Raw genomic sequence first — 20,114 nt, 5'->3', positions numbered from 1 at the left:
AAGGAAAATATTTCCGTCTCTAGTAACGGAGTGAAGCCGGTTGGCCCGCGACCTGCAAGGCGCGAGCGAGCGGCTTCCGTCCAGTGCCAGGGATCAAGAAGCCTCAAGGAGAGCGCCGTGACAGTTGCCCTTCCCACGCCAGCCCAGCTCCGCAGTGTCGCCGAGCAGTGCGGCCTTTCGCTCACCGATGACGACGTCGCCTCGTTTCGCGGCCTGATGCAGGGGTCGATCGAAGCCTACAATCTCGTTGCCACGATGCCGGACGAGTTGCCGGAGGTGAAATATCCGCGCACGCCGGGCTATCGCCCCTCGGCCGAAGAGAATCCGCGCAATGCCTGGTACCGCAAGTCGACCGTGAAAGGCGCCGCCAGCGGCAAGCTCAAGGGCAAGACCGTCGCGCTGAAGGACAACATCATGCTGGCCGGCGTGCCCATGACCAACGGCTCCTCGACGCTGGAAGGCTTCGTGCCCGATTTCGACGCCACCATCGTCACGCGCATGCTCGATGCCGGCGCGGAAATCAAGGGCAAGGTGCATTGCGAGCACTTCTGCCTGTCCGGCGGCAGCCACACCAACTCCTACGGAGCGGTGCACAATCCGCACAAGATGGGCTACTCCGCCGGCGGCTCGTCGTCGGGCTCGGGCGTCGTGGTCGCGCTCGGCGAGGTCGACATGGCGATCGGCGGCGATCAGGGCGGCTCGATCCGCATGCCGTCCTCGTTCTGCGGCACCTACGGCATGAAGCCGACCTGGGGCCTCGTCCCTTACACCGGCATCATGCCGATCGAGATCTATGTCGACCATACCGGCCCGATGACGGCGACCGTAGCCGACAATGCGCTGCTGCTCGAAGTGCTCGCCGGCGACGACGGATACGATCCGCGCATCAAGGCGCCCAAGGTCGAGGAATACACCAAGGCGCTCGGCCAGGGCGTCAAGGGCATGAAGATCGGCATCGTCAAGGAAGGCTTTGAGCAGCCGGTCGCAGAAGCCGCCGTCAATGAAAGCGTGCGCGAGGCCGCCAAGCGCTTCAAGGACCTCGGCGCCACCGTCGAGACGGTCTCGATCCCGATGCATCTGTTGGGCGGCGCGATCTGGACCCCGATCGGGACCGAAGGCCTGACCCAGACCATGATGTTCGGCGACGGCTACGGCCTGTCCCGCGGCGATCTCTATTCGACCTCGTTGATGGATTTCCATCGCGGCTGGCGCCGGCAGGCGGATTCGCTGTCGGAGACCACGAAGCTGTTCATGATGCTCGGCACCTACATCAACAACAATTTCGGTCCGCGCTTCTACGGCAAGGCGCTCAACATCTCGCGCCGGCTGACCGCCGCCTACGACAAGGCCTTCAAGGACTACGATCTGCTCTTGATGCCCACGACGCCGATGAAGGCGACCAAGCTGCCGGAGCCCAACGCCAGCCGCGAGGAATACGTCGCCCGCGCGCTGGAGATGATCTCCAACACCGCGCCGTTCGACATCACCCATCATCCCGCGATGTCGCTGCCCTGCGGCATGGTCGACGGCCTGCCGATCGGCCTGATGCTGGTCGGCCGCATGTTCGAGGAATCCACCATCTATCGCGCCGCCCACGCCTTCGAGCAGATCGGCGACTGGAAGAAGATGTGAGCGGAGCATCGATGCAGACCGCTGGAAACGCCACGCATGGCTAACGCGTTCGTCGCAGCGTTCGAGATCCTGAGCTTCGGCGCGATCATCGTCCTGATCGTGCTGGGGCTCGGGATCATCGCCAGCATGATGGGCATCTTCAATTTCGCGCAGGGCGAGTTCGTCCTGCTCGGCGCCTACATCACTTATCTCGCCTACGCCAAGGGCATGCCGATCTGGGCCGGCATGGTCGCGGCGCCCTTCGTGGTCGGCGCGCTCGGCTTCGCGCTGGAGGCGCTGATCATCCGCCGCTTCTATGCCGCGCCGATCGTCGCCATGCTCGGCACCTATGCGCTCGGCCTGATCATCCGCGAATCCGTGCGCGGGCTGATCGGCGGCTTCTACCTCACCGTGCCCGAGCCGATCGGCGGTTCGATCGACATCGGCGCCATGCACATCTCGGCCTGGCGCTTCACCATCATCGTCATCACGCTGCTGGTGATGGCGGGCTGCTACCTGCTGCTGTCGCGCACCAGCTTCGGCCTGCGCATGCGCGCGACGCTGGAAAATCCCTCGCTGGCGCGGGCCTCGGGCATCTCCACGCCGCTGATGTACGGCGCCACCTTCGCATTCGGCTCCGCACTTGCGGGGCTCGCCGGTGCGCTGATCGTCCCGGTGTTCAGCCTCTATGCCGATCTCGGCCTGCGCTTCCTGATCCAGGGTTTTGTCGCGGTCATGGTCGGCGGCGTCGGCTCCTTCATCGGGCCGGTCGCGGGTGCCGGCGTCATCGGCACGCTCAGCGCCGCGCTGCCGTGGATCATGGCGCCCGTCGTCGCCGACGTGCTCGTCTTCGTGCTCGCCATTGTCTTCATCAAATTCCGCCCGCAGGGCCTCATCGCTGGAAAAGGGGTTTAATCGCATGTTCGATCGCACTCAGCTCTCACGCCGCCGCTTCCTCTCCAATTTCGCCTTTGCGTCCGGTGCGGTCGCGACCGGGGTCGGAAGCTGGGTGATCCCGGCGCCCTGGGCCAACGCGGCCGAGGCCCCGATCAAGGTCGGCATCGCCACCGACCTCACCGGTCCGATCGCCTATGCCGGCAATGCCGACGCCAACGTCGCCAAGATGGTGATCAAGGAGATCAACACCGCCGGCGGCCTGCTCGGCCGTCCGCTCGAGCTCTATATCGAGGACACCGCCTCCAACGAGTCCGTCGCCGTCGGCAATGTGCGCAAGCTGATCCAGCGCGACAAGGTCGACATGGTGCTGGGCGGCATCACCTCCTCGATGCGCAACGCGATCAAGGATCCGATCGTGGCGCGCGGCAAGACGCTCTACATCTATCCGCAGCTCTACGAGGGCAAGGAGTGCACGCCCTACCTGTTCTGCACTGGGCCGACGCCGGCGCAGCAATGCGACGAGTTCATCCCCTGGCTGATCAAGAACGGCGGCAAGAAGTTCGCGCTGCCGAGCGCCAATTACGTCTGGCCGCACACGCTCAACGTCTACGCCCGCAAGGTGATCGAGGCGAACGGCGGCGAGGTCGTGTTCGAGGAATATTACCCGCTCGACCAGGTCGATTTCTCCGCGACGGTCAATCGCATCATTTCCAACAAGGTCGACGTCGTCTTCAATACCGTCATCCCGCCCGGCGTCGGCCCGTTCTTCAAGCAGCTTTATGAAGCCGGCTTCCTCAAGAACGGTGGGCGCCTCGCCTGCGTCTACTATGACGAGAACACGCTCAACATCAATCAGGCGGCCGAGATCGAAGGCCTTGCCAGCTGTCTCGACTATTTCAAGGTGCTGACCAAGGAGAACCCGTTCGACGCAAAAATCCAGGCGGCGTACGAGAAGGATTTCCCCGGCAACTTCCTGTTCGCGGCCGGCAGTGCCGCGACCGGCACCTATCGCGGCCTCAAGCTGTGGGAAGCCGCGGTGAAGGAAGCCGGCAAGATCGACCGCGAGTCGGTCGCCGCCGCGCTCGACCATGCCAAGATTGCCGAAGGTCCGGGCGGGCCTGCCGAGATGGTCCCCGGCAAACGGCACTGCAAGATGAAGATGTACACCGCGGTCGCCAAGGGCGGGAATTACGAGATCGTCGCCCGCAGCGCCGGCCTCGTCGATCCCAAGGAGTGCTGATCTTCACCTCTCCCGGAGGGAGAGGTCGGATCGCATCGCAAGATGCGATCCGGGTGAGGGGATCAGGTCTCGCTCGATGCCGCGGTCCCTCACCCGGATTGCTCCGGACGATGCTTCGCATCGCCAGGCACAATCTGACCTCTCCCCGCTGGGGAGAGGTGAACCAACGCGGACTGACCTCTCAATGCTTAACGTGGAATGCTGAAGCCGATGAGTGTGGTAAGAGAAGCCATCGCCACCGACATGGGTGACGAAGCGGACGGTGCGATGGCTGAGGGCGCAGCGGCGGGGCAGGCCAGGGATCGCGTCAGGGCGGGACGGAAGATCCTGCCGATCGTCGAGGCCGTCGTGCTGGTCGCGGCGCTGCTCGCGCCGCTGGTGCTGCAGGACTATCTCACCGTGTTCGCGACGCGCGTGATCATCCTGGCGCTGTTCGCGCTGTCGTTCGACCTGGTCTGGGGCTATGCCGGCATCATGAGCTTCGGCCAGGCGCTGTTCTTCGGCTCGGCCGGGTATGGCGTCGCACTGCTCGCGCGCGACCTCAACGTCACCAACATCTTCCTGGTGCTGCCGGCGGGCACGCTGATCGGACTTGCCTTCGCGCTGCTGCTCGGCGGCTTCCTGCTGCTGGGTCGGCATCCCTCCAGCGTGATCTTCGTCTCGCTCGGCACGCTGACCGGCTCCTACGCCGCAGATCGCCTCGCGCGCGGCTGGTATTATCTCGGCGGCCAGAACGGCATCCCCTCGATCGCGCCGATGTCGCTGGGTGCTTACGATTTCACCGAAGGGCCGGCGTTCTATTATCTGGTGCTCGGCATTCTCGTCGCCGTCTACCTGCTCTGCCGCTTCCTGGTGCGTTCGCAATTCGGCCTCGCGCTCGCGGGCCTGCGCGAGAACGAGCAGCGCATCGCCTTCTTCGGCTACAAGGTGCAGCACCTGAAGGCGATCATCTTCACCATCGGCGGCGCCGTGGCGGGCCTCGCCGGCAGCCTCTATGCCTTCCACGAAGGTTTCGTCTGGCCCAACATGGTCGGCGTCGTGGTCTCGACGCAAGTGGTGCTCTACGTGCTGTTCGGCGGCTCCGGCACGCTGATCGGCGCCGTGATCGGTGCCGTGATCGTCGAGGGCGTCAGCTTCTGGCTCTCGGACAATTACCGCGACATCTGGCCGATCATTCTGGGACTGCTGCTGCTGCTCGTGATCCTGTTCCGCCCGCTCGGCCTGATCAGCTTCCTCCTTGGCGAGCGCGAACGGGTCGGCAGCTTCGGCGCGAGACCCAAGGAAAACGTCAAGGAGACGCGCGATGCTCCTTGAAGCCGCCGGCATCAAGAAGGTTTTCGGCAAGCTCACCGCGCTCGACGACGCGGCGCTGACCGTCGGCGAGAACGAGTTCCACGGCCTGATCGGACCCAACGGCTCCGGCAAGAGCACGCTGATGAAGTGCATCGCCGGCGCCGAGGTGCCGACGCAAGGCAAGGTCTCCTTCGTCAACACCGACATCACCGCGTTCACGCCGACCGAGCGCGCACGCGCCGGCATGAGCCTGAAATTCCAGATCACATCCGTGCTGCCGTCGCTGACGCTGTACGACAACATCCTGCTCGCGTTGCAGGCGCAGTCCTCGCTGTTCGACCTGGTGTTCTCGCGCACCAGGGGCGCGCTGCACGACCAGGTCATGACCATGCTGACGCAGTTTCGCCTCGCCGACCGCGCCTTCGAGGCCGCGGCCGCGCTGTCGCACGGCCAGCAGCAATGGCTGGAGATCGCGATGGCGCTCGCCGGCAAGCCTAAACTTCTTTTGCTCGACGAGCCCACCGGCGGCATGAGCCTGGAGGAGCGTCGCGTCACCGGCGAGCTGCTGCAGCCGATCAAGCAGCATTGCTCCCTCGTCATCGTCGAGCACGACCTCGATTTCATCCGCGACATCTGCGATCGTCTCACCGTGCTCGACCAGGGCAGGGTGCTGGCCTCGGGCACCGTGTCCGAGATCCAGGCCAACAAAGCCGTCCAGGAGATCTATCTGCGCCGTGCCTGAATTTTTGGACATCAAGCATCTCGACGCCGGCTATGGCCGCAGCCAGGTCCTGTTCGACGTCACGCTCGGCATTCCCTGGCGCGGCGGCGTCGCCGTGCTCGGGCGCAACGGCGCCGGCAAGACCACGCTGATGAAGACCATCGTCGGCGAGCTGCCGGCCTGGAAGGGCGAGGTCGCCTTCGACGGCCGCGACATCAGCCGCCGCGCAACCCAGGAACGGGTGCGCGCCGGCATCGGCTACGTGCCGCAGGAGCATTCGGTGTTCGCCCGCCTGTCGGTGCGCGACAATCTCGCGGTCGGCTCGCTGGCGAAGAAGGATGCTTCGGCAGTCGATCGCGTGCTGACGATCTTCCCGAAGCTCGGCCAGCGCCTCGACCAGCCCGCCGGCACGCTCTCCGGCGGCGAGCGCAAGATGCTCGCGATCGGCCGCGCCATGCTCGGTGATCCCAAGCTGCTGCTGCTGGACGAGCCGACCGAAGGCGTCTGGATCGGCGTGATCGAGGAGATCACCGAGCGCCTGATCGAGCTCGCGAAGGAGATCGCCGTCATCATCGTCGAGCAGCATCTCGATTTGGCGCTCCGCGTCGCCGACTACGCCTACGTGCTCGACCGCGGCCGCGTCGCGCTGCAAGGCGAGGCGGGGCAGGTGCGGGGCAATCCGGAGCTGATGCGGTATCTGGCGCCGTAGGACGTCGCGCGGGGTAAAGTGCGGGTACTCACACTCCGACCTCAATTGTCATGCCCCGCGCAGGCGGGGCATCCAGTACGCCGCGGCCTCACGGTTTAATCACTGCTGTCTCTGGAATACTGGATTCCCCGCCTGCGCGGGGAATGACAGCGGAGGCTGCGGCGGCATCACGTCCTTGCTTTAACTGTCAAACAGCCGACGCGACATCGCGATCCCGCGGCGCATTCGCCCGGGTCTTGCTTCAGTCTCGCGCCCAGAAAATCGGAAGGGCGCAGGGAAGGCCGGGTACCGGCTGGCACCCGAGAGCCCCTGTGCAATGATGCGTGGATAGACGCTCACAGGGGGAGACACAGGTGCAGCCCGATAACCGGCCTTCCCTGCGCAGTGGGTTTACGGCTTATGTCGCGCTCTCCCCGGGGAGCGATGCACTTTTGCCCCCGTCGCCCTGCAGATCGCTGATGCGCGCGTCCGGTTGGACCGCCACGTCACTGCAGGACTTGACGCCAGCCAGCGGGCGTCAGGACCACACGATTTTGCCGTACGCGACCGGCCTGTCGTACACGCGCCCGCTGATCGCTCACGGGGGAAACCCGCCCTGCGACCGCACTTGGCGCCAGACCGCCCGCGTCCACCGCAACTCACCCCACGAACCGTGACGATCGCGACCCGCCCCTTCCGGCAGGATGAGATGGCAAGGGAGTATAGGGTGTGTCGGGCTTCGGGTAAAGCGAATTATGTTGGCGACGTCGAACTGCGGAGCCTAGATCGGCAGTCATTGTTCTCAATTGCCCGCCGAATCCGTCGAAAATGAACCCCGATAGGATTGGATGACCAGCGGGCTCTTACCGCTACAGCTTCGAAATACCTTCCATTAGCCATTATTCAGCTTATGCTTGAACAACCGGATACCAGTTCCGTGGGGTTGAAATGGCTTCGCCAACTCGAATTGGTGCAATTCTGAGCGCTGCTGCTCTTCTCGCATCGGCACATGCGATGGCACAAGCGCTCCCTCCTGAGCTTCCGACGAAAGAGCAACTGGCCAACAACAACAACCTCTTCATCACGCTGGCGAAGAAGGCGCTGAAATGGGAGGAGCCGGCCGAACCCGTCAGGATCGTTGGACCGATCTACTTCGTCGGCACCAAGGGACTGGGGGTTTTCCTCTTTACTACGTCCCAGGGCAGCATCCTGATGAACACCGGCATGCCGTCGTCGGGGCCGATGATCGTAGAGTCGATCCGCAAGCTCGGCTTCAAGCCGGAAGACGTCAAGATCATGATCAACGGCCATGCCCACATCGATCATGCCGGGGCCTTCGCCTTCATGAAGAAGCTGACGGGAGCGCAATTGGCCGTCATGAAGGACGATGTCGCCGCGATGGAGAGCGACGACCGCGACGACTTCAAGTACGGCAACGATCTGACCTATGAAGGCGTGAAGGTCGACCGCGTTCTGCGCGACGGCGACACCGTCAAGCTGGGCGACGTGCTGCTGACGGCCTACCACACCCCTGGCCACACCCGCGGCGCCACCACCTGGATCGCGAACCTGGTCGTCGACGGCAAGGCCTACGTGGTGGCGTTTCCGGACGGCGCAGGCTTCAACCCCGGCTACCGCGTGGCGAAGAACCCTTCGTACCCCGGCATCACCGAGGACTACCGCAACACGCACCACGCGCTGGAGATGATCAAGCCCGACATCTGGCTGGCGCAGCACAACGAGTATTACGACCTGGAAGGCAAGCAGAAGCGGGCGGAGACCGAGGGCATCAACGCCTGGATCGATCCGGAGGGCTACAGACGCTTCATCGCCGGCAAGAAGCGTGCGTTCGAGGACGAGGTCGACGAGGAGCTCGGCGTCCCCAAGGCGCCGTCAAAGTAAGGAGTCGTTGGCGATGAAATCTCCGCTCGGTCCGATATTGGCCCTGGCGCTGCTGGCCTCGGCAAATGCGGCAATCGCTCAAGGTGCCAAACCCAACGCGGTCAACGTCCACAACTTCGTCCGGGCGGAGACAGACCTCTATTTCCGGAAGGCCGCAATGGACGACGGCGCCTTCGGCAAGCTCAGGCACCGGCGCGAAATGGCTTCGATCGACAAGCAGGATGTGGTGCGCATGAACCGCGACACGCTGTACTCCTCCGGCGTGTTCGACCTGGACGCCGGACCGCTCACCATCAAGTTGCCGGACGCCGGCAAGCGCTTCATGTCGATGCAGGTGATCTCGCAGGATCACTACACGACCGAGGTGGCCTACGGGCCCGGCACTTTCAACTACGACAAGACCAAGGTCGGCACCCGCTACGTCTACGTCATCATCCGCACGCTGGCCAACTCGGATGACCCTCAGGACGTGAAGGCCGCCAATGGAGTGCAGGACGCGATCGAGGTGCGGCAGGCAGGCATGGGCAAGTTCGAGGTGCCGAATTGGGACCAGGCTTCGCTGGCCAAGGTTAGGTCCGCGCTCGAAACCCTGGGCTCGTTGGGCAGCGTCGTCGATCGCTTCGGCAGGAAGGACGAAGTCGACCCGATCGACCATCTCATCGGCACGGCGATCGGCTGGGGCGGCAACCCGCGCTATGCGGCCGATTACCAGAGCCTCTATCCGCCGAAGAACGACGGCAAGACGGTCTATCGCCTCACGCTCAAGGACGTACCGGTCGACGGCTTCTGGTCGATCAGCGTCTACAACGGGAAGGGATTCTTCCAGAAGAACGAACGCGGCGCCTACTCATTCAACAACCTGACGGCCAAGCCGGATGCGAGCGGCGCCTACGTGATCCAGTTCGGCGGCTGCGGAAAGGCGACACCGAACTGTCTGCCGATCGTGGCCGGCTGGAACTTCACGATGCGCCTGTACAGGCCCCGCAAGGAGATCCTGGACGGAAGCTGGAAGCTGCCGGAAGCGCAACCGGCATCCTAGGAATGCGGCCTGCTGGCCCAATACGACATTTGATGCGGTTGCCCGAACAAGCTTTACAATTTCCTCAGCGTCCGGCTCGCCGCCTCTGGCGTTCTGGATGAAGATCAAGCCATGTGAAACCGGACGCGGCCTCGGGTTGCCGACACAGCGGGAGTAAGCCTCCCGCCCGCCTATTTCACCGCCGAGAACCGGCTGTCGAACGAGTTCGATGACACTATCGGCGCGGCGCCCATGATCTGCGTGGCTTCACCGGCGCCGTCGCTCACCGACGGCTTCAGCGCCGGCCGGGTCTGGGCGAGGCGGGTGTCTGGCTTGGCGGGCTCGGCCGGTTTGGCAGCCGCAACGGCCGGCTTCGGCGCATCCTTCACGGCATCCTTCGACTTGTCATGCCCGGGCACGAACCGGCTCACGGCGGCCTTGAGCCGCGACGCCGCGGTCGGGGGTGTCGTGGTCGTGGCGGCCGGGGCGACGGATGCGGTGGCTTGCGGCGGCGGCGTGGTCGCCGTGGTGTCGGAAGAGCCGATGCCCATCTTGCGGCCGAGGTTCGAGAAGAAGCCGGATTTCTCTTGCGACTTGTCCTGGGACTTTTCCACGGGCTGGACCGACGCGACGCGGGTGCTCGCGGGCACGGCCACCACCGGCTCGTCCTGCGGCGCGGGCGCTGACGCGACCGCGTCGAGATTCGGCTTCGGCGGATTGACGTGGCTGGGGATCGTGCCGGGCGCCTTGGCCATCGCCAGCATCTGCAGCGTGGTGCCTTCGGCGCCCTCGGACAGGCCGGTCGAGCCTTCCGGAATCTTGGCGGCGAACACCTTGTTCATGCCGCCATCGATGCCGGTGTTCATGCGCGCCACCGGCGTGCCCTTGGCGACGAGCCTGGCGTATTCGGCCTCGTCCTTGGCCTGCTTGCCTCGCACCGCGGCGACGATGTCCTCGGGGATGACATAGGCCGGGCACTTGGCCGAGGCGTCGAACACCGGGTCGCGCCTGGCGTCCGCCGGCTTCGCCGCGTCGAAGACGTACTTCTTCTCGCAGAAATCGACCTTCGGCTCCTGCCGCGTCACCTCGAAATGATCATAGCCTTCCTTGATCATCTTCCAGAACGGCATGTTCGGATTGTTGCGGTGCCGGGCCATGTTCACCGGCGTCATCTTGAACGGATAGGCCTGCAGCTGGAACGCCTTCTGGCCGCCGAAGAAGGATTCGCGGCCGAGCGAATAGATCTCCGCGATCTGCTCGTCGGTCATCGCGTAGCAGCCGCGCGAGGAGCAGTCGCCGTGCACCATCAGCTGCGAGCCGGTGCGGCCCAGCGCCTTGTCGAACGCGTTCGGATAGCCGGTGTTGAAGGAGAGGTAATAGGCCGATTGCGGATTCATCTGGCTCGGATTGATCGAGTAGAATCCTTCCGGCGCCTGGCGGTCGCCTTCGCGCACCTTGGGGCCGAGATCGCCCGACCAGCGGCAGATCGGATAGGTCTTGAGCAGTGCGAACTGGCCGGAGCGGGTCTGCTTCCAGATCTCGAGCTCGGCCTCCTGCTTGAACAGCCGCACCAGGATCGGCGATTGCAGATCCATGTCCTTCTCGGCCATCGCGGCGAGCAGCTTCGGCGGCACCGGCTGATTGGCCTTGGCATTGGTCGCGAGCGAGACTTGGTCGGTGTTGCAGCCGGCCAGCAGACCGCCGGCCGTCATCAGCGCAACCGAAGCCAAGAGCGCGCGAGCAAGCGAACGAGAAATCAAGATGGACCCCACACCGTGCCGGGCATTGATGCGCGAACCCCAATTCGTTTGGCGCATGATCCGACCGGCGAACCGGACCCGTCGGTGACGGGCTTTTTCAGCTCACGCCCCAGCGCTTGTGCCCTGAAGCCATTGATTAAAATTCTAACCTCTGGGTCATGTGGTCGCAACCCGAGCGGGGATCACGAGGGCGTTGGCCCAAAGGTGTGGTCAACAGAGACTTAAACTGGGCCGGAACTTGGACCATGTGGCCAGACCACCACAGAGATCGCCGATTTGGGCAAAAAAAGGGTTAATGCGGGGTTACCGGCTCGCTCTTCACCTCCCCCGCTTGCGGGGGAGGCCGGGAGGGGGCTCGCGCCGCAATGGGAGTGTCGCGAGAGGAGACAACCCTCTCCCCAACCCTCCCCCGGGAGCGCACCGCCATTGCGGCACCAAACCAGCCCGAATCAGCCCAGTTTGCGGCCGATATCGAGGAATTTTTGCCGCCGCTGCTTGCGGATGGCGTCGCCGTCGAGGCCGCGCAGCTCGTCAAAGGCTTTGGCGATGGCCTCGCCCGTGGTGGCGATCATGGCGGCGGGGTCGCGGTGGGCGCCGCCGACCGGCTCCTTCAGGATCTGGTCGATCACCCCGAAACGGAGCATGTCCTGGGCGGTGATCTTCATGTTGTTGGCGGCTTCCTGCGCCTTGGTGCCGTCGCGCCAGAGGATCGAGGACGCCGCTTCCGGCGAGATCACGCTGTAGATCGCGTGCTCCAGCATCAGGACCCTGTTGGCGGTGGTGATGGCGATGGCGCCGCCGGACATGCCCTCGCCGGTGATGATCGCGACGTTCGGCACGCTCAGCGCCAGGCAGGCGTCGGTCGAGCGGGCGATCGCCTCGGCCTGGCCGCGCTCCTCGGCGCCGATGCCGGGATAGGCGCCGGCGGAATCGGCCAGCGACAGCACCGGCAGGCCGAACCGCTCGGCCATCTCCATCAGCCGCACGCATTTGCGATAGCCCTCGGGCCGCGCCATGCCGAAATTGTGCCGGATGCGGCTCTCGGTGGAATCGCCCTTTTCCTGGCCCATCACGCAGATCGGCTCGCCGCGGAAGCGGCCGAAGCCGGCGACCAGCGCCTCGTCCTCGCCGAACTTGCGGTCGCCGGCGAGTGGGGTGAATTCGGTGATCAGGCCCTTGATGAAGTCGTTGAAATGCGGCCGCTGCGGATGCCGCGCCACCAGCGTCTTCTGCCACGGCGTCAGGTTCTCATAGAGGTCGGCCAGCGCCTGCGCCGCCTTGTCCTCGATCCGTCCGATCTCGTCAGCGATATCCGTGCCGGAGGCCGCCAGCGTCCTGAGCTCGTCGAGCTTGGAATCGAGCTCGGCGACCGGCTTTTCGAAGTCGAGATAGCTGCGCATCTGGTCTTGCATCAACTCAATATAGGGGGACGGGGCTAAGAGGCGAAGCGAGGTCGGGGCCGTGGGAAGAAGTGCAGCGTTGTCAATGGTTTGGCTTGTGCGCTGCTGGCGCGGAGCCAAATCATGCGAGAGGCCACGGCTCTTTCTGCGGAGATGTGGCCGAAGTCAAGGCGGTTTCATGGGTCGTCCCGGCCCGGCTCTCGTGTCCCGGACGCGCTGCAGCGCTTCTACAGCGCTGCTGCGCAGAGCCGGGACCCAGCGCGGCATGGGCCCCGGCTCTGCGTCGCACCGTACTGGACGATGCTTCGCATCGCCGGAACGCTGCGCCGCGTCCGGGGCACGAGAGCTGTTTACTTCTCCGCCAGCGGGTGCAGGTCGCGCACCAGGCTCTTCAGCCGCTCCTCGACCACATGGGTGTAGATCTGGGTGGTGGAAATATCGGTGTGGCCGAGCAGGGTCTGCACGATGCGCAAGTCCGCACCATTGTGCAGGAGGTGGCTGGCGAAGGCGTGGCGCAGCACGTGCGGGGACACCAGCCGGGCCTGCAGGCCCGAGGCGATTGCGAGCTCCTTGAGGTCGCGGGCGAAATGCTGCCGCGTCAGGTGTCCGCTCTCGCCGAAGGAGGGAAACAGCCATTTCGAGGCGGCCACGCTGTTTTTCTTGTCCGCCTTTGCAGCTTCCGTCGCCGCAAGGTAATCCGCCATCGCCTGCCGCGAGGCCTCGTTGAGCGGCACCAGGCGCTCCTTGTTGCCCTTGCCGCGCACCACGATCATGCGCGCATCGCGCTTGGCCGCCGAGCGCGGCAGCGCCACCAGCTCGGAGACGCGCAGGCCGGTGGCGTAGAGCACTTCGAGCAGGCAATAGAGCCGCAAGCTCCGCAGCCGCTTCGCCGGCGAGGCATCCTCCGCCTCGCTCAATTCCCTGGCGCGGCGAAGCATGCGGTCGACATCGGAGATCGACAGCACTTTCGGCAGGCCGCGGCCGCGCTTGGGACCTGACAGGATCGCGGCGGGATCCTCAGCCCGGATGCGCTCGTTGAGCAGGAAGCGATAGAGATGCCGCAGCGCCGACAGCCGCCGCGCCACGCTGGTGGACTTGAAGCCGCGGCTGTCGAGATCGGCGAGATAATCGCGCAGCGTCTGCGTCTCGGCATCGGTAAAGCTGCGGCCGACACGGCCCAGAAACTCCGAGAAGTCGGTGAGGTCGCGGCGATAGGCGTCGAGCGTGTTGGGCCCGGCGCCCTGTTCCGCCGCGAGCATGTCGAGGAACAGGCCGGTGAGCCTGGCGTCTGAGGGCGAGTTGCGCATGCCCGTCAGGCTAGCTCCTATTTCTTGAGAAATTTATCCGGCGGGATCGTCACCGTCATTTCCCGCGACTTGGGCGTGACGAAGTTGGCCAGCGCGAACACCACGCCATAGACGATGCCGGCGAGCACGGCGACGACCGTCAGGAAGCGGAACAGGCTGGGCATCGGGCAAGGTCTCGGGAGAAGGTCTCGGGCGGCCAAATTAACCAATGAAATCATCCAACATGTTCGCCGTTTCGTGGCAAGAGTCCTCTGGCGAGGCCCCTTCCGGGGTCGTATAGGTGGCCGAACCGGTGCCGCCCCTTGCGGCAGATCGAGCGGGATCCAATCGAGCGAGACATGTCCGACGCCGCGTTGCCGATACCAGCTTCGCCCGAAGCCGACATCCTGTCGGCGCTGGGATCGCGCTCGATCGTGCTCGTCGGTATGATGGGAGTGGGCAAATCCACCATCGGCCGCCGCATGGCGCTCAGGCTCAAGCTGCCCTTCGTCGATGCCGACACCGAGATCGAGACGTCGGCGCAAATGACCATCCCGGAGATCTTCGAGCGCCATGGCGAGGCCTATTTCCGCGACGGCGAGGCGCGGGTGATCGCGCGGCTGCTCGACGGCGGGCCGGTGGTGCTGGCGACCGGCGGCGGCGCCTTCATGCGCGAGGAGACGCGCAAGCGCATCGCGGCAAAGGCGGTGTCGATCTGGCTCAAGGCGGACCACGACGTCATCATGCGCCGCGTGCGCCGACGCGCCGATCGCCCGCTGCTGCAGACCGCCGATCCCGAAGGAACCGTGACGCGCCTGCTCACCGAGCGCGAGCCGGTCTATGGCCATGCCGACCTCACCATCGCCTCGCGCGACGTGCCGCACGACAAAATCGTCGAGGAATGCATCGAGGCGCTGCGCGGCCATCTTTGCGGCGAACAGGCCGCTCCCCCAGCTGCCGACGTAGCGAGTGCGTTGAGATGACTGCGCCGTTGAAACATTCAGATCCCGTCAAGGTCGAGGTCGCGCTGGAGAACCGCGCCTACGACATCGTCATCGGCCGCGGCGTGCTGGCCTCGCTCGGCGAACGCGTGGCGCGTTTGCGGCCGGGCGTGCGCACTGCTGTTGTGACCGATCGCAACGTCGCCAAGCACTGGCTCGAGCCAACCGAGGCCTCGCTCGCGGCGAGCGGCATCCCGACCTCGCGCATCGTGGTCGAGGAAGGCGAAATCTCCAAGACCTATGCCGGCCTGGAGAAGGTCAGCGAAGCCCTGATCGCCGCCAGGATCGAGCGCAACGATCTCGTCATCGCGCTCGGCGGCGGCGTGGTCGGCGATCTCGCCGGCTTTGCCGCGGCGATCCTGCGCCGCGGCGTCGATTTCGTGCAGGTGCCGACCTCGCTTCTCGCCCAGGTCGATTCCTCCGTCGGCGGCAAGACCGGCATCAACTCGCCGCAAGGCAAGAACCTGTTAGGGGCGTTCCACCAGCCGGTGCTGGTGATCGCCGACACCGCCGTGCTCGACACACTGTCGCCGCGCCAGTTCCGCGCCGGCTATGCCGAGGTCGCCAAATACGGCGTGCTCGGCGACGAGGCCTTCTTCAGATGGCTGGAGAAGAACCATGCCGACATCGTCAAGGGCGGCTCCGCGCGCGAGCACGCGATCGCGACCTCCTGCCGCGCCAAGGCCGGCGTGGTCGCGCGCGACGAGCGCGAGACCGGCGAGCGCGCGCTACTCAATCTCGGCCACACCTTCGGTCACGCGCTGGAAGCGGCGACCGGCTTCTCCGACCGCCTGTTCCACGGCGAGGGCGTCGCGATCGGCATGACGCTGGCGGCGCAGTTCTCGGCGAAGCTCGGCATGATCGGCGAGCAGGACGCCGCGCGCGTCGAGCGGCATCTGATCGAGGCCGGCCTGCCGACCCGCCTGCAGGACATCGCGGGCTTTGCGCAGGAAGGGCTTGCCGATGCCGACGCGCTGATGGCGCTGATGGCGCAGGACAAGAAGGTCAAGCGCGGCAAGCTCACCTTCATCCTGTTGGAGGCGGTGGGACGCGCGGTGATCGCGAAGGATGTCGAGCCGGCCCCGGTGCGCGACTTCCTGCAGTCGAAACTATCGCAGTGATGGCGGGACCGTTCAGGCCGGCCGCCCGCGCAACGGCGGGGAATGCCGAGGCGGTCGCGAGGCAAACATGAATTCGATCTCGATCAATCTGCTGCTGGCGGTGCTCCTGCTCGCGGCCAATGCGTTCTACGTGGCGGCGGAATTTGCGCTGGTGAAGAGCCGCGGCTTCCGCGTCAAGGCCATGGTCGAGCAGAATCGCTTCGGCGCCCGCCTGCTGCAGACGATGATGGGAAACATCGAATCCTATCTCGCCTGCTGCCAGCTCGGCATCACCATGGCGTCGCTCGGGCTTGGCTGGATCGGCGAGCCGACCGTCTCTGCGCTGCTGAGCCCGATCCTCGAGCCGCTCGGTCTGGCAGAGGCCACGCTGCACTTCGTCTCGTTCGTGGCGGGCTTCCTGGTTTTCTCGTCGCTGCATATCATCATCGGCGAGCAGGTGCCGAAGACGCTCGCGATCAGGGAGCCGATGCCGGTGTCGCAGTGGATCGCCTATCCGCTGCATGTCTCCTACCTGGTGTTCTATCCGCTGAGCTGGTGTCTCAACGCGGCGTCGAGCGCGATCCTGCGCCTGATCGGGGTCCAGGAGTTTTCGCAGCACGAGATCCTGACGGATTCCGAGATCGAGGGCCTGGTCGAGGAATCGGCCGTGCACGGCAAGATCGAGAGCGGCGAGGCCGAATACATTCACAACGTCTTCCGCCTCGGGGAGCTGGCGGTGTCCGACGTGATGGTTCACCGCACCGCCATGGTGATGATCAACGCCGACCTGCCGCCGGAGGAGCTGGTGCGTGAGGTGCTGGCCACCGAATACACCCGCATTCCGCTCTGGCGCGACAAGTCGGAGAACATCATCGGTATCCTGCACGCCAAGGATCTGTTGCGGGCCATCCGCGCCTCGGAGGGCGATACCTCGCGCATCGACGTCACCACGATCATGCTGCCGCCCTGGTTCGTGCCGGAAATGCGGCCGATCTCCCAGCAGCTCAAGGCGTTCCGCCGCCGCAAGACCCATTTCGCGCTCGTCGTCGACGAGTACGGCGAGGTCGAAGGCCTCGTGACGCTGGAAGACATTCTGGAGGAGATCGTCGGCGACATCTCCGACGAGCACGACGTGGTGGTCGCCGGCGTGCGCCGTCAACCCGACGGCTCGGTCGTGGTCGACGGCTCGGTGCCGATCCGCGATCTCAACCGCGCGCTGGACTGGCACCTGCCCGATGAAGAGGCAACGACGGTCGCCGGCCTCGTCATTCACGAAGCGCGCTCGATCCCCGACCGCGGCCAGAGCTTCACCTTCCACGGCTTCCGTTTCCGCGTGCTCCGCCGCGAGCGCAACCGCATCACCGCGCTACGTATTTCGCCGGTCGCACGCGAGGCGGAGCTGGAAGAGGCGAAGCCGAGACGGGCGGGGACGTCGTTCTGACGTAGTGGTTTTGCGCCCGGGCATGACGACCATTCGTGATCATGTTCAAGCCCGCCAGAAGGAAGAGCTAGCCTTCTCCCGGCGCCTTGGCCTGGATCGCCAGCGCGTGCACGCGGCCGGCGAGTTCCGCGGCGAGCGCCGAATTTATCATGCGATGGCGCTCGACCCGGCTCTTCCCTTTGAAGGCGGCAGACACGATATAGACGCGGAAGTGTGTCTCACCGCCCGGCCGATGGCCGGAATGGCCTTCATGCAAATGTGACTCGTCGACGACTTGCAGGCTTTCCGGCGTGAAAGCTTCCTGCAACTTGTTGCTGATAGTGTCGCGCATAGCCATGTTGTGCCATTCGGGTGCGGAGATCTCGCCCCGTTAATTGCCGGGTTTGCGGCGAATTGCAATGTCAAGACTTGAACGTTTTTGCATTGCGTAGTCAAAGTCAGCCATGCCGATCGATTCATCAAAATTCTTCGACTCCATCCGCGTCAAGCCGCGGGGCAAGCAGCCGGACGTGAAGCCGCGCGACACCGCCGTCGGCTGCGAGTGGGCGGGGTGCCAGAACAAGGGCGCGCATCGTGCGCCCAAGGGCCGCGAGAACCAGCGCGAGTACTGGCACTTCTGCCTGGATCACGTGCGCGAGTACAACCAGAACTACAATTTCTTCTCCGGCATGAACGCCGACGCCGTCGCGCGCTACCAGAAGGATGCGCTGACCGGTCACCGCCCGACCTGGAAGATGGGCGCCAATGGCGGCAAGAAGGGCGCGGAAGCCGAGATCGACATGGCGTCCGATCCGTTCAGCATGTTCAGCGAGATCAACGGCCGCGCCAGCTGGCGCAAGGGCCCCGAAGCCGCGCCCAAGGCCGAGACGCGCAAGGTGATGAACGCCGAGCGCAAGGCGCTGCTGGTCATGGGCCTCGGCCCCAGCGCCACGCTCGCCGACGTCAAGACCAAGTACAAGGCGCTGGTGAAGCAGCACCACCCCGACGCCAATGGCGGCGACCGCTCCACCGAGGATCGCCTGATCGAGATCATCAAGGCGTATAATTATCTGAAGACGGTGGTGCGCGAGGCTTGAGGCCTGATCGCGCCGTGATGGGATGCCGTCCGCCCGAAAGCGGACGGCACCTGAGTCTTTACCTGCTCCGGCAAACACGAACGCGCTTGACGATGCGATGTCCATGATGTCCGCGCGTCACGACCGTGCGCACGGTGCACACGCGCCGGTGAGCGTGGTGATAGCGGGCGTTCACGATGTCACCGGACGCCGCTGCGCCGGGGATCGGCTGAGCCGGCAGGGCATTGGCAGGCGCGGCGAGTGATGACAGAGCCAGCAGCGTTCCGGCAGCGACGGCGCAAGTAAGCTTCTTCATTTTCGTTCCTTTTCTTATCGCCCCTGACGTCGGACTTTTGGGGCGAGCGTGAATGCCCCGCGCGCCGCATCGTTCCAGCTTGCCGCTGATTCCTTCTGTCGCATGCTTGCACACCGCCGGCTCCAGTCGCGTAGGGTGGGCAAAGCGGAGCGTGCCCACGTGTCTGTTGCGATCGAGAGAGATGGTGGGCACGGCGCAAGCGCGCCTTTGCCCACCCTACAATTGCGGGCTTTGCGGAGATATCCGCTCGTCCTCACCCCTCCGGCATCGCCCCGACATATGACGAACTGGGCCGGATCAAGCGCCCGGTGCGCTGCTGCTCGCGCGCATGTGCGGTCCAGCCGGCGCTCCGCGCCACCGCGAAGATCGGTGTGAAGGCCTGGCGCGGAATCGCCAGCGCATCGAGCAGGATCGCGGTGAAGAACTCCACGTTCGTCTCCAGCGGCCGCTCCGGATTCTTCTTGCGCAAGGAGCTGCGAATATATGCCTCGACCTCGCCGGCGAACGGCAGGTCGGTGCCATCAGAGGCCAGCGCCTCGACCGCGGTCTTGAGCACGTCCGCGCGCGGATCGCGTACGCGATAAACGCGGTGGCCGAAGCCCATCATGCGTTCGCCGCGCGCGAGCGCCGCATCCACCCAGGGCTGGATGCGCTCGCGCGTGCCGATCGCGTCGAGCATTTCCAGCACCGGCTCCGGCGCGCCGCCATGCAACGGGCCCGTGAGTGCGCAATAGCCAGCGGTGACAGCGGCGAACAGATCGGCCTGGGTCGAGGCCACCACGCGCGCGGTGAAGGTCGAGGCATTCATGCCGTGGTCGCTGGCGGTGACGAGATAGGCGTCGAGTGCTGTGACTTCGCGCGTTTCAGGCGCGCGTCCGTGCAGCATGCGCAGCGTGTCGGCAGCATGGCTCAAAGTTGGATCGGGTGCGACCGGCTCGAGCCCCTTGGCGCGCCGGACCAGCGCGCCCGCGATCACCGGAAACGCGCCGACGATGGTCGCCTCGTGCTCCAGCCCGGGCTCGGCGCGAAGTCCGGCGACGGCTGCACGAAATCCGTCCACCACGCCCATGCCGCGCGTCGCCGGCAGCAGGTCCGGCAGGCGTGCGAAGGCGCGCTCGCGCGCCGCGCCCAGGCTTGCCCGCACGTTGGCTTCGCTCAGGCTGGTCTTGCTGGCGCCGTTCCAGAGCCGGGCGGTGACGCCCTCGAAGCTCGACTGGCTCGCCAGCCGGCCGACATGCTCCCCGGCAATGATCAGCTCGCCGCGCTCGCCATCGACATGGCTCAGCACGGTCTCGGCCGCGGGAACGCCGTCCAACCCGATCTGGCTCTTGGTGAGGTGGATATTCATGGCCCAAATCTCCTGTTCACGGAGCAGACAAGGTCGG

General features: G+C 65.2%; 19 protein-coding genes. 12 read left to right on the top strand and 7 right to left on the bottom strand.

All coding sequences use genetic code 11. The features are described 5' to 3' along the window. Positions 1-117 precede the first annotated feature (117 nt). The 8 genes from DCM80_RS10505 to DCM80_RS10470 all read left to right on the top strand — a co-directional run bounded on the left by DCM80_RS10505 (position 118) and on the right by DCM80_RS10470 (position 9,391). Entirely contained in the window at positions 118-1,632 is a 1,515-nt protein-coding gene (locus DCM80_RS10505; protein WP_257196893.1) for an amidase, read from the top strand. Between the two features lie 36 nt (positions 1,633-1,668). Beyond that, positions 1,669-2,526 carry a branched-chain amino acid ABC transporter permease gene (locus DCM80_RS10500; protein WP_135171376.1) on the top strand — a complete coding sequence of 286 codons (858 nt, stop codon included), beginning with the start codon at positions 1,669-1,671 and terminating at the stop codon, positions 2,524-2,526. Between the two features lie 4 nt (positions 2,527-2,530). Continuing rightward, positions 2,531-3,748, top strand: coding sequence for a substrate-binding protein (locus tag DCM80_RS10495; RefSeq protein WP_257196892.1), 1,218 nt, complete (start codon positions 2,531-2,533; stop codon positions 3,746-3,748). A gap of 198 nt (positions 3,749-3,946) precedes the next feature. Continuing rightward, the gene (locus tag DCM80_RS10490) at positions 3,947-5,062 is read left to right on the top strand and encodes a branched-chain amino acid ABC transporter permease (RefSeq protein ID WP_257196891.1); all 1,116 of its coding nucleotides are present in this window, start codon (positions 3,947-3,949) and stop codon (positions 5,060-5,062) included. After that, positions 5,052-5,783: an ABC transporter ATP-binding protein gene (locus DCM80_RS10485; protein WP_257196890.1), complete on the top strand. Its 732-nt coding sequence runs from the start codon at positions 5,052-5,054 to the stop codon at positions 5,781-5,783. The genes DCM80_RS10490 and DCM80_RS10485 overlap by 11 nt, the downstream gene beginning before the upstream one ends. Then, positions 5,776-6,471: an ABC transporter ATP-binding protein gene (locus tag DCM80_RS10480; protein WP_257178719.1), complete on the top strand. Its 696-nt coding sequence runs from the start codon at positions 5,776-5,778 to the stop codon at positions 6,469-6,471. The genes DCM80_RS10485 and DCM80_RS10480 overlap by 8 nt, the downstream gene beginning before the upstream one ends. A 993-nt stretch (positions 6,472-7,464) precedes the next feature. Then, complete coding sequence (gene bla, locus DCM80_RS10475; RefSeq protein WP_257196889.1) at positions 7,465-8,352, top strand: subclass B3 metallo-beta-lactamase; 888 nt, start codon at positions 7,465-7,467, stop codon at positions 8,350-8,352. Between the two features lie 13 nt (positions 8,353-8,365). Next, positions 8,366-9,391, top strand: coding sequence for a DUF1254 domain-containing protein (locus DCM80_RS10470; RefSeq protein WP_257196888.1), 1,026 nt, complete (start codon positions 8,366-8,368; stop codon positions 9,389-9,391). A 170-nt stretch (positions 9,392-9,561) separates the two neighbouring features. On the opposite strand, the gene DCM80_RS10465 is transcribed toward DCM80_RS10470, so the two are convergent. The 4 genes from DCM80_RS10465 to DCM80_RS10450 form a co-directional block, all read right to left on the bottom strand. Beyond that, positions 9,562-11,082 carry a murein L,D-transpeptidase family protein gene (locus tag DCM80_RS10465; protein WP_257196887.1) on the bottom strand — a complete coding sequence of 507 codons (1,521 nt, stop codon included), beginning with the start codon at positions 11,080-11,082 and terminating at the stop codon, positions 9,562-9,564. A 497-nt stretch (positions 11,083-11,579) separates the two neighbouring features. After that, positions 11,580-12,542, bottom strand: a complete 963-nt coding sequence (locus DCM80_RS10460; RefSeq protein ID WP_257196886.1) for an acetyl-CoA carboxylase carboxyltransferase subunit alpha — start codon at positions 12,540-12,542, stop codon at positions 11,580-11,582. Positions 12,543-12,880: 338 nt separating this feature from the next. Continuing rightward, positions 12,881-13,837, bottom strand: a complete 957-nt coding sequence (gene xerD / locus DCM80_RS10455; protein ID WP_257196885.1) for a site-specific tyrosine recombinase XerD — start codon at positions 13,835-13,837, stop codon at positions 12,881-12,883. 17 nt (positions 13,838-13,854) lie between these two features. Continuing rightward, positions 13,855-14,001 carry a histidine kinase gene (locus tag DCM80_RS10450; RefSeq protein ID WP_257178713.1) on the bottom strand — a complete coding sequence of 49 codons (147 nt, stop codon included), beginning with the start codon at positions 13,999-14,001 and terminating at the stop codon, positions 13,855-13,857. A 174-nt stretch (positions 14,002-14,175) separates the two neighbouring features. Between DCM80_RS10450 and DCM80_RS10445 the strand changes: the two genes are divergently transcribed. From DCM80_RS10445 to DCM80_RS10435, 3 genes are all read left to right on the top strand, one after another. Further along, positions 14,176-14,799 carry a shikimate kinase gene (locus tag DCM80_RS10445; protein WP_257196884.1) on the top strand — a complete coding sequence of 208 codons (624 nt, stop codon included), beginning with the start codon at positions 14,176-14,178 and terminating at the stop codon, positions 14,797-14,799. After that, a complete protein-coding gene (gene aroB / locus DCM80_RS10440) occupies positions 14,796-15,938 on the top strand; it encodes a 3-dehydroquinate synthase (protein ID WP_257196883.1) in 1,143 nt (380 codons plus the stop codon). Before DCM80_RS10445 ends, aroB begins: the two co-directional genes overlap by 4 nt. A gap of 67 nt (positions 15,939-16,005) precedes the next feature. Further along, complete coding sequence (locus DCM80_RS10435) at positions 16,006-17,358, top strand: hemolysin family protein (protein ID WP_257196882.1); 1,353 nt, start codon at positions 16,006-16,008, stop codon at positions 17,356-17,358. A 67-nt stretch (positions 17,359-17,425) separates the two neighbouring features. Here DCM80_RS10435 and DCM80_RS10430 read toward each other — a convergent pair whose 3' ends face one another. Then, positions 17,426-17,695: a BolA family transcriptional regulator gene (locus DCM80_RS10430; RefSeq protein WP_257178709.1), complete on the bottom strand. Its 270-nt coding sequence runs from the start codon at positions 17,693-17,695 to the stop codon at positions 17,426-17,428. Between the two features lie 106 nt (positions 17,696-17,801). Between DCM80_RS10430 and DCM80_RS10425 the strand changes: the two genes are divergently transcribed. Beyond that, positions 17,802-18,434 (top strand): J domain-containing protein, encoded by a 633-nt coding sequence (locus DCM80_RS10425; RefSeq protein ID WP_028139023.1) that lies wholly within the window; start codon positions 17,802-17,804, stop codon positions 18,432-18,434. Between the two features lie 58 nt (positions 18,435-18,492). Here DCM80_RS10425 and DCM80_RS10420 read toward each other — a convergent pair whose 3' ends face one another. Both DCM80_RS10420 and DCM80_RS10415 read right to left on the bottom strand, forming a co-directional pair. Beyond that, the gene (locus DCM80_RS10420) at positions 18,493-18,729 is read right to left on the bottom strand and encodes a hypothetical protein (RefSeq protein WP_257196881.1); all 237 of its coding nucleotides are present in this window, start codon (positions 18,727-18,729) and stop codon (positions 18,493-18,495) included. Between the two features lie 253 nt (positions 18,730-18,982). After that, positions 18,983-20,077, bottom strand: a complete 1,095-nt coding sequence (locus tag DCM80_RS10415; RefSeq protein WP_257196880.1) for a citrate synthase/methylcitrate synthase — start codon at positions 20,075-20,077, stop codon at positions 18,983-18,985. Between the last annotated feature and the right edge of the window lie 37 nt (positions 20,078-20,114).

The sequence above is a fragment of the Bradyrhizobium sp. WBOS08 genome (assembly GCF_024585125.1).
GTDB lineage: Bacteria > Pseudomonadota > Alphaproteobacteria > Rhizobiales > Xanthobacteraceae > Bradyrhizobium > Bradyrhizobium japonicum_B.
The sequence above is the reverse complement of the archived record's forward strand: the minus strand, read 5'-3'. Positions and strand labels throughout refer to the sequence as shown.

Excerpts from the sequence above, each read along its gene's own strand:
- DCM80_RS10450 (WP_257178713.1), bottom strand. The coding sequence starts at position 14,001 with ATGCCCAGCCTGTTCCGCTTCCTGACGGTCGTCGCCGTGCTCGCCGGC.
- DCM80_RS10500 (WP_135171376.1), top strand. The coding sequence starts at position 1,669 with ATGGCTAACGCGTTCGTCGCAGCGTTCGAGATCCTGAGCTTCGGCGCG.
- DCM80_RS10495 (WP_257196892.1), top strand. The coding sequence starts at position 2,531 with ATGTTCGATCGCACTCAGCTCTCACGCCGCCGCTTCCTCTCCAATTTC.
- DCM80_RS10430 (WP_257178709.1), bottom strand. The coding sequence starts at position 17,695 with ATGGCTATGCGCGACACTATCAGCAACAAGTTGCAGGAAGCTTTCACG.
- bla (WP_257196889.1), top strand. The coding sequence starts at position 7,465 with ATGGCACAAGCGCTCCCTCCTGAGCTTCCGACGAAAGAGCAACTGGCC.
- DCM80_RS10485 (WP_257196890.1), top strand. The coding sequence starts at position 5,052 with ATGCTCCTTGAAGCCGCCGGCATCAAGAAGGTTTTCGGCAAGCTCACC.
- DCM80_RS10445 (WP_257196884.1), top strand. The coding sequence starts at position 14,176 with ATGTCCGACGCCGCGTTGCCGATACCAGCTTCGCCCGAAGCCGACATC.
- DCM80_RS10490 (WP_257196891.1), top strand. The coding sequence starts at position 3,947 with ATGCTGAAGCCGATGAGTGTGGTAAGAGAAGCCATCGCCACCGACATG.
- DCM80_RS10470 (WP_257196888.1), top strand. The coding sequence starts at position 8,366 with ATGAAATCTCCGCTCGGTCCGATATTGGCCCTGGCGCTGCTGGCCTCG.
- DCM80_RS10435 (WP_257196882.1), top strand. The coding sequence starts at position 16,006 with ATGAATTCGATCTCGATCAATCTGCTGCTGGCGGTGCTCCTGCTCGCG.
- xerD (WP_257196885.1), bottom strand. The coding sequence starts at position 13,837 with ATGCGCAACTCGCCCTCAGACGCCAGGCTCACCGGCCTGTTCCTCGAC.
- DCM80_RS10460 (WP_257196886.1), bottom strand. The coding sequence starts at position 12,542 with ATGCAAGACCAGATGCGCAGCTATCTCGACTTCGAAAAGCCGGTCGCC.
- aroB (WP_257196883.1), top strand. The coding sequence starts at position 14,796 with ATGACTGCGCCGTTGAAACATTCAGATCCCGTCAAGGTCGAGGTCGCG.
- DCM80_RS10415 (WP_257196880.1), bottom strand. The coding sequence starts at position 20,077 with ATGAATATCCACCTCACCAAGAGCCAGATCGGGTTGGACGGCGTTCCC.
- DCM80_RS10420 (WP_257196881.1), bottom strand. The coding sequence starts at position 18,729 with ATGAAGAAGCTTACTTGCGCCGTCGCTGCCGGAACGCTGCTGGCTCTG.
- DCM80_RS10425 (WP_028139023.1), top strand. The coding sequence starts at position 17,802 with ATGCCGATCGATTCATCAAAATTCTTCGACTCCATCCGCGTCAAGCCG.
- DCM80_RS10465 (WP_257196887.1), bottom strand. The coding sequence starts at position 11,082 with ATGACGGCCGGCGGTCTGCTGGCCGGCTGCAACACCGACCAAGTCTCG.